This is a genomic window from Nocardia sp. NPDC060259 (assembly GCF_042728775.1).
In the GTDB taxonomy this organism is placed as follows: Bacteria; Actinomycetota; Actinomycetes; order Mycobacteriales; family Mycobacteriaceae; genus Nocardia.
The window spans coordinates 83,739-93,114 of record NZ_JBHXAY010000015.1 but is presented as its reverse complement, the minus strand read 5'-3'; the positions used below and the strand labels follow the sequence as shown (position 1 = coordinate 93,114).

9 protein-coding genes are annotated in these 9,376 nt (G+C 70.4%); 6 read left to right on the top strand and 3 right to left on the bottom strand.

Annotation, left to right across the window (positions count from 1 at the left end; translation table 11 throughout):
- Positions 1-16: 16 nt before the first annotated feature.
- Both ACFWF2_RS09385 and ACFWF2_RS09380 read right to left on the bottom strand, forming a co-directional pair.
- The gene (locus ACFWF2_RS09385) at positions 17-853 is read right to left on the bottom strand and encodes a glutamate ABC transporter substrate-binding protein (RefSeq protein ID WP_379306277.1); all 837 of its coding nucleotides are present in this window, start codon (positions 851-853) and stop codon (positions 17-19) included.
- Between the two features lie 33 nt (positions 854-886).
- A complete protein-coding gene (locus ACFWF2_RS09380) occupies positions 887-1,615 on the bottom strand; it encodes an amino acid ABC transporter ATP-binding protein (protein ID WP_379306295.1) in 729 nt (242 codons plus the stop codon).
- Positions 1,616-1,838: 223 nt separating this feature from the next.
- On the opposite strand from ACFWF2_RS09380, the gene miaB reads away from it, so the two are divergent.
- Both miaB and ACFWF2_RS09370 read left to right on the top strand, forming a co-directional pair.
- Positions 1,839-3,383 carry a tRNA (N6-isopentenyl adenosine(37)-C2)-methylthiotransferase MiaB gene (gene miaB / locus ACFWF2_RS09375; RefSeq protein ID WP_379306275.1) on the top strand — a complete coding sequence of 515 codons (1,545 nt, stop codon included), beginning with the start codon at positions 1,839-1,841 and terminating at the stop codon, positions 3,381-3,383.
- A gap of 211 nt (positions 3,384-3,594) precedes the next feature.
- The gene (locus tag ACFWF2_RS09370; protein WP_379306273.1) at positions 3,595-4,170 is read left to right on the top strand and encodes a hypothetical protein; all 576 of its coding nucleotides are present in this window, start codon (positions 3,595-3,597) and stop codon (positions 4,168-4,170) included.
- A gap of 50 nt (positions 4,171-4,220) precedes the next feature.
- On the opposite strand, the gene ACFWF2_RS09365 is transcribed toward ACFWF2_RS09370, so the two are convergent.
- Positions 4,221-5,600 carry a DUF349 domain-containing protein gene (locus tag ACFWF2_RS09365; protein ID WP_379306271.1) on the bottom strand — a complete coding sequence of 460 codons (1,380 nt, stop codon included), beginning with the start codon at positions 5,598-5,600 and terminating at the stop codon, positions 4,221-4,223.
- 263 nt (positions 5,601-5,863) lie between these two features.
- Between ACFWF2_RS09365 and ACFWF2_RS09360 the strand changes: the two genes are divergently transcribed.
- From ACFWF2_RS09360 to dapF, 4 genes are read left to right on the top strand one after another with little or no spacing between them, the layout of a single operon-like run.
- Complete coding sequence (locus ACFWF2_RS09360) at positions 5,864-6,637, top strand: hypothetical protein (RefSeq protein ID WP_379306269.1); 774 nt, start codon at positions 5,864-5,866, stop codon at positions 6,635-6,637.
- A complete protein-coding gene (miaA, locus tag ACFWF2_RS09355) occupies positions 6,634-7,581 on the top strand; it encodes a tRNA (adenosine(37)-N6)-dimethylallyltransferase MiaA (RefSeq protein ID WP_379306267.1) in 948 nt (315 codons plus the stop codon). The genes ACFWF2_RS09360 and miaA overlap by 4 nt, the downstream gene beginning before the upstream one ends.
- Complete coding sequence (locus ACFWF2_RS09350) at positions 7,578-8,414, top strand: TrmH family RNA methyltransferase (protein WP_379306265.1); 837 nt, start codon at positions 7,578-7,580, stop codon at positions 8,412-8,414. The genes miaA and ACFWF2_RS09350 overlap by 4 nt, the downstream gene beginning before the upstream one ends.
- A gap of 44 nt (positions 8,415-8,458) precedes the next feature.
- Positions 8,459-9,340 (top strand): diaminopimelate epimerase, encoded by an 882-nt coding sequence (gene dapF, locus ACFWF2_RS09345; RefSeq protein ID WP_379306293.1) that lies wholly within the window; start codon positions 8,459-8,461, stop codon positions 9,338-9,340.
- The last annotated feature ends 36 nt before the right edge of the window (positions 9,341-9,376 follow it).

The following is a 9,376-nucleotide window of genomic DNA, read 5'->3' as shown; positions in this document are numbered from 1 at the left end:
CCCGCGGTGGAGGTGATCAGTAGCGGTCGACGGTGGGCGGCTGCGGGATCTCGAAACCGGTGCCGGGGAAGGACTTCTCCAGCGCGGCCTTCCACGAGCCGTCGGCGATCATCGCTTCGATCGCGTCGTTGACCTTGGTGCGCGCCTCGGTCTCACCCTTCTTGATACCGATGCCGTACTTCTCGGTGGTGAAGGGCTTGTTGACCAGCTTGTAGGAACCTGGCGACTGCGCGGCGTAGCCGGCGAGGATGACGTTGTCGGTGGTGACCGCGTCCATCGCGCCGCCGCGCAGCGCCTCGATGCACAGCGAGTAGGTGTCGTAGGTCTGCAGCTGCGCCTGCGGGTACTTGTCCTTGATGTTCTGGGCCGGGGTGGAACCCTTCACCGAGCACACCTTCTTGCCCGCCAGCGAATCCGGGCCGGTGATGTCGGTGTTGTCGGCGCGCACCAGCAGATCCTGACCGGCGACGTAGTAGGGGCCGGCGAAATCGACCTTCTCCTTGCGCTTGTCGGTGATCGAGTAGGTCGCGACGACGAGGTCGACCTGACCGTTCTCGAGCAGCGTCTCGCGCTGCGCCGACGGCGATTCCTTGAAGGTGACGTTCTCCGGCTTCACGCCCAGCTTGTCGGCGACGTACTTGGCCACCTCGACATCGAAGCCGCTGTAGGTGCCGTCGGTGTTGCGCAGGCCGAGGCCCGGCTGGTCGAACTTGATACCGACGGTCAGCTTGCCTTCCTTGGCGTGGTCGAGCACCGACCCCTCGTCACCGCCGCCACAGCCCGCGGTGAGCGTGGCAGCCAATGCCAGTGCCGCGGCGCCGATTCCGACCCGCATCGCACGATTGATCCTCATCGAGTGTCCTTCTCTGGTGATGGGTGGGTGGGCTCAGTGACTGAGAATTTTGCCGAGGAAGTCCTTGGCGCGGTCGGAGGCGGGCGCGGTGAAGAAGGTGTCGGGCGTGGTGTCCTCGACGACCTCGCCGTCGGCCATGAACAGCACGCGGTCACCGGCGCGGCGGGCGAAGCCCATCTCGTGGGTGACGACGAGCATCGTCATGCCCTCCTTGGCGAGGGAGACCATCACCTCGAGCACCTCGTTGACCATCTCCGGGTCCAGCGCCGAGGTGGGCTCGTCGAACAGCATCACCTTCGGGTCCATCGCCAGCGACCGGGCGATGGCGACGCGCTGCTGCTGGCCGCCCGACAACTGAGCCGGGTACTTCTCCGCCTGGTTGGCGATACCCACCCGGTCGAGCAGGGCGAGGGCGTGCTTGCGCGCCTCGTCCTTCTTGATGCCGCGCACCTTCAGCGGCGCGAGCATCACGTTCTCGAGAATCGTCTTGTGCGCGAACAGATTGAACGACTGGAACACCATGCCGACCTCGGCGCGCAGCGCGGCCAGCGCCTTGCCCTCGGCGGGCAGGGCGACACCGTCGATGGCGATGTCGCCGGAGTCGATCGGTTCGAGCCGGTTGATGGTGCGGCACAGGGTGGACTTTCCCGAACCCGAGGGGCCGAGGACGATCACGACCTGCCCGCGGGGGACTTCCAGGTTGATGTGGCGCAGAACGTGGAGGTCACCGAAGTGTTTGTCCACGTTGCGCATCGAGATCATCGGCGGCGCGCCAGCAGTGGCGGCGGCGTCGGCTTTCCCGGTCGCGGGTGCGGCGTCGTCGGTCATGGTCAGAAACCTTAGGCGTTCTTCGGAGATTTGCCCGGGTTTCCGTGACTCGCCGTCGCGGCACGCCGAAACGACACCGGCCGGTAACCTGCCGGTACCTCGGGCGACTCCCGACCGCGACGCAGACCACATCGAGTGCGGCCCGTACCCTGGACGGGTGGATTCGAACGGACAGAACGCGACGGAGCGCGCGGCGACGCAGGCGCGCAGTTACGAGGTCCGCACCTTCGGCTGCCAGATGAACGTACACGACTCCGAACGCTTGTCCGGCCTGCTCGAAGACGCGGGCTATGTGAAGGCCGCGCCCTCGGACACCCCCGACCTGGTGGTGTTCAACACCTGCGCGGTGCGCGAGAACGCCGACAACAAGCTCTACGGCACCCTCGGCCATCTGGCGCCGGTGAAGCAGGGCCGTCCCGGCATGCAGATCGCCGTCGGCGGCTGCCTGGCGCAGAAGGACCGCGAGACGGTCGTGCGCAAGGCGCCCTGGGTCGACGTGGTGTTCGGCACGCACAACATCGGCTCGCTGCCGGTGCTGCTCGAGCGGGCCCGCCACAACGAACAGGCTCAGGTCGAGATCCTCGAATCGCTCGAGGCCTTCCCGTCCACGCTGCCCGCCAAGCGGGAGTCGGCGTACGCGGGCTGGGTGTCGATCTCGGTGGGCTGCAACAACACCTGCACCTTCTGCATCGTGCCGGCGCTGCGCGGCAAGGAGGTCGACCGCCGCCCCGGTGACGTGCTCGCCGAGGTGCAGGCGCTGGTCGACCAGGGCGTGCTCGAGGTGACGCTGCTCGGCCAGAACGTCAACTCCTACGGCGTGAACTTCGTCGACCCGGAGCAGCCGCGCGATCGCGGCGCCTTCGCCCAGCTGCTGCGCGCGACCGGGCAGATCGAGGGCCTCGAGCGGGTGCGGTTCACCTCGCCGCATCCGGCCGAGTTCACCGACGACGTCATCGAGGCGATGGCGCAGACCCCCACCGTCTGCCCGCAGCTGCATATGCCGCTGCAGTCCGGCTCGGATCGGGTGCTCAAGGCGATGCGCCGCTCCTACCGCAAGGAACGTTTCCTCGGCATCATCGAGAAGGTGCGCGCCGCGATGCCGCACGCCTCGATCACCACCGACATCATCGTCGGCTTCCCCGGCGAGACCGAGGAGGACTTCCAGGAGACCCTCGACGTCGTGCGCCGCGCGCGGTTCACCAGCGCCTACACCTTCCAGTACTCCAAGCGGCCGGGCACGCCCGCGGCCGAACTGCCCGACCAGCTGCCCAAGGCGGTCGTGCAGGAACGCTACGACCGGCTGATCGCGCTGCAGGAGCAGGTGTCGCTGGAGGCCAACCAGGCGCTGATCGGCACCGAGGTGGAGCTGCTCGTCGCCGAGGGGGCTGGTAAGAAGAACGCGGTCACCGCCCGGATGAGCGGTCGCGCGCGCGACGGCAGGCTGGTGCACTTCCGGCCCGGCGCCGACGCGGGGATCCGGCCGGGCGACATCGTCACCGTTGACATCACCGAGGCGGCGCCGCATCACCTCATCGCCGACGGTGTGGTCAAGTCGCACCGGCGGACCAAGGCGGGCGACGCGCACGAGCGCGGGGTGACGCCCAAGACCGAGCCGATCGGTGTCGGCCTCGGCCTGCCGCGGATCGGCGCCCCGGTCGTCGAGCCCGTGGTCGACGGCTGCTCGACCGGGTGTTCGGCGTGAACGGTCAGCGCCCGGAGGCGGTAGCGCAGCGTGACCACGGAGGGCGCCCGTTCACGCCGAAAGAAGGAACAGCGTGAACGGTTCGGACGAACCCGAACCTACTACCGGTCGTAGTGGGTCGGGTGCGGGCGGCCCATCCGGGGATGGCACAGTAGAGCCCGGCGCACACGAGGCCGGCAACGATCAGCCTGCGGACAGGAGTGACGACGCGGTGAACCGGGTGGACGACAAGGAATTCGAACAGTTCCGCGGCGAACTCGACGCGGTGGAACGCCGCATCGCCGGCGAGATCGATCCCGGCGCGCGGGCGCTGGTCGTGGCGGGCGCGGTCTTCGCGCTGCTGATCTCGCTGGTGCTGCCGACCGCGGGTACCGCGCGCGGCTTCGACGTGCTGCTCGACACCGACGCCGCGGGAGTCGAGCACATCGGCCTGCCGTCGCGGATCTTCGTCTGGCTGGTCATCGTCTTCGGTGTCGGCTTCTCCCTGCTCGCCCTGACCACCCGCCGCTGGGTGCTGGCCTGGCTGGCCTGCGCGGGCTCGGCCGTCGGCAGCGTGTTCGGCGTGCTGTCGATCTGGCACCGCCAGACCCCCGGCCTCGGCAACTACGAGGGCGCGGGCCCCGGCATCGGCCTGATCCTGGGCACCATCGCGATCATGGTGCTCACCTTCCACTGGGTGCGCGTCGTGTGGAGCCGCACCGCGGTGCAGCTCGCCGCCGAAGAGCAGCGCCGCAACGCCGCCCGCGAAGCCGAGGATCGCGACCGCAAGCGCCTCACCGGCGAATAGGGAACGCAAACAAAGAAACCCCCGACCAGTGGTCAGGGGTTTCTCCTGTTCTATCGGTTGCTGACGGCGCCCTCGGCGGCTTCGGCCCATTCACGCCACTGCTTGGCTTGTTCCAAAGCCTTCTCCGCGTCGCGCTTCTTGCCCGCCGCGGTGGCCTTGGCGGCCTGCTCCTCGAACTGGGCGACCCGCTCGCGGAACTGGGCGGCGCGGGCAACGGCTTCCGGGTCGGTGCGGCGCCACTGCTGGTCGGCGGCGTCGCGCACGCGCTTCTCGATGGCGCGCAGCTTGCCTTCCAGCTCCTGCATGCGCTCGCGCGGAACCTTGCCGATGGCGTCCCACTTGTCCTGCAGTTCGCGCAGCGCGTTGCGGGCGGCGTCGAGCCCTGCGGCCGGGTCGATGTGCTCGTAGGCGCGCAGCAGTTCCTGCTTGGCGGTGGCGTTGTGCTCGAACTCGGCGTCGCGCTCGGACACCGCCGCGTTGCGGGCGGCGAAGAACACGTCCTGGGCGCTCTTGAACCGGCGCCACAGTGCCTCGTCGGCCTCGCGCGGCGCGCGACCAGCGGCCTTCCACTCGGTGAGCAGATCGCGGAACACCGCGGCCGTTCCGGTCCAGTCGGTGGACCCGGACAGCTCCTCGGCGCGCACACACAGCTCTTCCTTGCGGGTCTTCGCCGAGGCGCGTTCCCGGTCGAGCTCGGCGAAGTGGGCGCCGCGTCGGCGGTTGAACGCCTCGCGGGCCTTGGAGTACCGCTTCCACAGGGCGTCGTCGACCTTGCGGTCGACCCCGCGGATGGACTTCCACTCGTCGAGGATCTCGCGCAGCCGATCGCCCGCGTGCTTCCACTGGGTGGACTCGGCGGCGATCTGCTCGGCCTCGGCGGCGAGGGCTTCCTTGCGCTCGGTGTGCTCGTGCCGGGCGCGCTCCTTCTCCTCCTTGGCGTGCGCGGCGGCTTCCTCGGAATGCTCGGTGATGGCCTGCAGGCGCGTGGCCAGCCCGTCGATATCGCCGATGACGGCCGCGGTGGGCAGCGTCTCGGCGATCGCGAGCGCGGCGGCCTTGGTCTTGCGGGCGTCGGCGCCCGCGGCCAGTCTGGCCTCGAGCAGCGCGACCTCGGTCGCCAGATCGTCGAAGCGGCGGCCGAAGTGCTCGAGCCCCTCGGCGGCGTCGCCCGCCTGCCAGGAGCCGATGACGCGCTCGCCGTCGGCGGTCTTCACCCAGGCGGTGCCGTCCTCGTCGACGCGGCCCCACTTGCTCGGGTCGGTGACGGTCGGCACGACCACGGGATGCGGATGGGGTTGATCGGGTCCCGGCGCCGGTTTCACGGCGTGCGGCTTCGGCGGACGCGGAGACTTTCCGCCGGGCTTGGGGGTAGCGGAGGGTCGCGGGCCCGGACCGGGGGTGGGCTTCGCGGTTCCGTTGCTGTCGGTCATTGCTCTCCGTCCCTGCCGCGCGTCACGGCTGCCTGGTTACGCCCTAGCACATCCCATTGAACCCGGTTCGAGCCGAGGAAACCATCGATCCCAGGGATCGGATGCCGGATTTCCTGGGATTTCGTCCCGGACGACGTGGGTAGTCGCACCTGAAAACACTAGCAATCTCGGCGCGCATCACCGCGTCGGACACTCGCAGACCGCAGCCGGGTCGTGGTGCGGCGGGTGCCGGGCCGCCCGCGCGGTACGGCTACGGTTACGGCGTGTTCTCGATAGCGGCCCTGGTCCCGTCGCCGCCGATGCTGGTGCCCGAGCTGTGCGGGCGTCCCGTCGCGTCCGGCAGCGATCCCGACGACCCGACCGCGGTGCTGCGCGCCGCGGCACTCGACGCCGCGGGCACCCTCGCCGCGTCCGCCGACCGATGGACCGTCGTCGGCGTCGGCGCGCACGACCAGAACTTCCCGGCCACGACCAGAGGGACGTTCCGTGGTTTCGGCGCCGACGTTGTCGTCGGCCTCGGCCCCGCCGGCGCGGATCCGGGTCCAGCAGACGCCCAGCTTCCCCTGCCGGTCCTGGTCGCCGGATGGTTGCGCGAGCAGGTGGCGCCGGGGATCTCGGTGCGGGCGCGGCTGCTCGCCGCCGACGCGTCGCCGTCGGACTGCGCGCATGCCGGCGCCGCGTTGCGGGCCGAACTGGACGCCGACGCGGTGCCGCACGCGGTGCTCGTCGTCGCCGACGGCGCGGCGACGCTGACCGTCACGGCGCCGGGCTACCTGGACGAGCGGGCGGCGCCGGTGCAGCAGGCCCTCGACACCGCGCTGCGATCCGGATCGCGGTCCGGGCTCGCCGTGCTCGACCCCGCGCTGTGCGCCGAACTGCTGCTCGACGGACGTGCCGCCTACCAGGTACTCGGCGGTCTGTTCGCCGCCGATCCGGCCGATCCGCGGGTGCGTACCCTCTATCAGGGCGCACCCTATGGTGTCGGCTACGACGTGAGCGTGTGGCAACCGAGTGGACAGGAAGGTATCGACGAGTGACGAGCAGGCCAGGGCGCCCGATCGCGGTCGTCGGCCCCACCGCCACCGGGAAATCCGATCTCGCGCTCGATCTCGCCGAACGGCTCGGCGGCGAGATCGTCAATATCGATGCGATGCAGCTCTATCGCGGGATGGACGTCGGCACCGCGAAACTGCCGCCCGACCAGCGTCGCGGGATCCCGCACCACCTGCTCGACGTCCTCGACGTCACCGAGACCGCGACGGTCGCCGCCTATCAGAGCGCCGCGAGCGCGATCGTCGAGGACATCATGGCCCGCGGACTCGTCCCGGTGATCGTGGGCGGCTCGATGATGTACGTACAGGCGCTGCTCGACCAGTGGGACTTCCCGGCCACCGACCCCGAGGTCCGCGCGCGCTGGGAGGCGCTGCTCGCCGAGGGCGGGGTGCACGCGGTGCACGCGGCACTGAAGGAAGCCGACCCGGTCGCGGCGTCGACCATCCTGCCCACCGACGGCAGGCGGATGGTGCGCGCGCTCGAGGTCGTCGAGCTGACCGGGCAGCCCTTCGCCGCCTCGGCGCCGACGATCGGCACCCCGCGCTGGGACACCGCCATCCTCGGTGTCGACCGGGAGACCGCGGCGCTGGACGCCCGGATCGAGGCGCGCACCGCCCTCATGTTCGACACCGGCCTGGTCGAGGAGGTGCGCGGCCTGATCGAACTCGGCCTGCGGGACGGCCAGACCGCCCGCCGCGCGATCGGCTACGCCCAGGTGCTGGCCCATCTCGACGGCGAATACGACCTCGCCCACGCCCGCGAGCGCACCCTGATCGGCACCCGCCGGTATGTGCGCAGGCAGCGGTCGTGGTTCCGCCGCGATCCCAGGGTGACCTGGGTCGACGGCGCCGACCCCGAGCTCGCCGCGACCGCGCTGGCGCTGCTCTCCCCTCACCACACAGACCCGACAGGACGGACAGCGCAGTGACGCGTCGAGTAAGTACCCGCAACGCCTCGGTGCAGGTGTGGCAGGCCTACCTCAACAACCGGACAAAACGTCATCGTGACGGCCGGTTCCTCGTGCAGGGCGTGCGCCCCATCACCCAGGCGCTGGCCAACGACTGGCCGCTGGAAACACTGCTCTACCGGCTCGGCACCCCCGAGCTGTCGAGCTGGGCGCGCGAGGTGCTCGACACCGCTGACGTGCCGCAGGTCGGGCTGGTGCCCGAACTGATGGCCGAGCTGGGGGAGAAGGCGGCGAGCGTGCCGGAGATCGTCGCGGTCGCGGTCTCGCAGCAGCCGGACCTGGCCGACTACGCGCCCGGCGAACCGGGGGAGGACGCGCCGGTCGTCGTCGTGTTCGACCGCCCGAACTCGCCGGGCAACCTCGGCACGCTGATCCGCTCCGCCGACGCCTTCGGCGCGTCCGGGGTGATCGTCACCGGCCACGGCGCCGACCAGTTCGATCCGCAGGCCGTGCGCGCCTCCACCGGTTCGCTGTTCGCCGTTCCGGTTTTGCGCGCCGCCGGACCCGCACAGGTCCTCGAATTCCGGGACCGCCAGGCGGCGCGCGGCATCCCCACCCGCATCGTCGGCACCGACGAGGACGCGCCGAGCACCATCTACGACCACGACTTCACCGAGGCCACGATCCTGGTCGTCGGCAACGAGACCACCGGGATGAGCTCGGCCTGGGCCGAGGCCTGCGACGACCTGGTGACCATCCCGATGGGCGGCACCGCCAGCTCGCTCGGCGCGCCGTCGGCGGGCGCGATCAGCCTCTACGAGATCGCCCGCCAGCGGCGCACCTTCGCCCGGTAGCGCGGCGCTCGGCGGCGAAGAGGACAATGACGACCGTGTCCGACATCGAATTCAGCAAGGGCAACGGCACCCAGAACGACTTCGTCGTGCTGCCCGACCCGCAGGCCCGGCTCGACCTGACCGCCGACCGCGTCGCCGCGCTGTGTGACCGGCAGCGTGGCCTCGGCGCCGACGGCGTGCTGCGCGTCGCCACGGCGGCCGCCCTCGTCGACGCGGGGGTGCTCGATGCGCTGCCCGACGGCGTCGGCGGCGACGACTGGTTCATGGACTACCGCAATGCCGACGGTTCGATCGCCGAGATGTGCGGCAACGGTGTGCGGGTGTTCGCGCACTATCTGAACGCGTCCGGGATGGAATCGCGCACCGAGTACGTCGTCGGCAGCCGCGCTGGCGCCCGGCCCGTCGTTGTACACGCGGCGGGACCGGTCGACGGCGAGGTCACCGTCGACATGGGTGTCGTGCGTGAACTCGGCCCGTCCACCGCCATCCTGGGCGGCTGGGCGCTGCCGGGGATCGGCATCGATGTCGGCAATCCGCATCTGGCCTGCGTCGACGAGGGACTCACCGTCGACGCGCTGGCCAAACTCGATCTGGCCGTCTCGCCCGGCTTCGATCCCGACCTGTTCCCGCACGGGGTCAATGTCGAGATCCTCACCGCGCTGGGTCCCGACAACGCCGTCGACATGCGGGTCTACGAACGCGGCGTCGGCGAAACACGGTCCTGCGGAACGGGAACCGTCGCCGCGGCGGCCGCGGCGCTGACCGCCGCCGGTGTCCCGGTCGGCAGCGGATCCGGCGAGGTGACCGTGCGGGTACCCGGCGGCCAGGTGCGAGTCACCATCGACCAGGGCCGGGCCTGGTTGCGCGGTCCCTCGGTGCTGCTGGCCACCGGCACGTTGTCACGGGACTGGTGGAACGCGCAGTAGCCGGATAACCGGATGCGCACTGTCACCGTGACGTGG

Coding starts and splice junctions, on each gene's coding strand:
- ACFWF2_RS09385 (WP_379306277.1), bottom strand. CDS start 853: ATGAGGATCAATCGTGCGATGCGGGTCGGAATCGGCGCCGCGGCACTG.
- ACFWF2_RS09380 (WP_379306295.1), bottom strand. CDS start 1,615: ATGATCTCGATGCGCAACGTGGACAAACACTTCGGTGACCTCCACGTT.
- ACFWF2_RS09365 (WP_379306271.1), bottom strand. CDS start 5,600: ATGACCGACAGCAACGGAACCGCGAAGCCCACCCCCGGTCCGGGCCCG.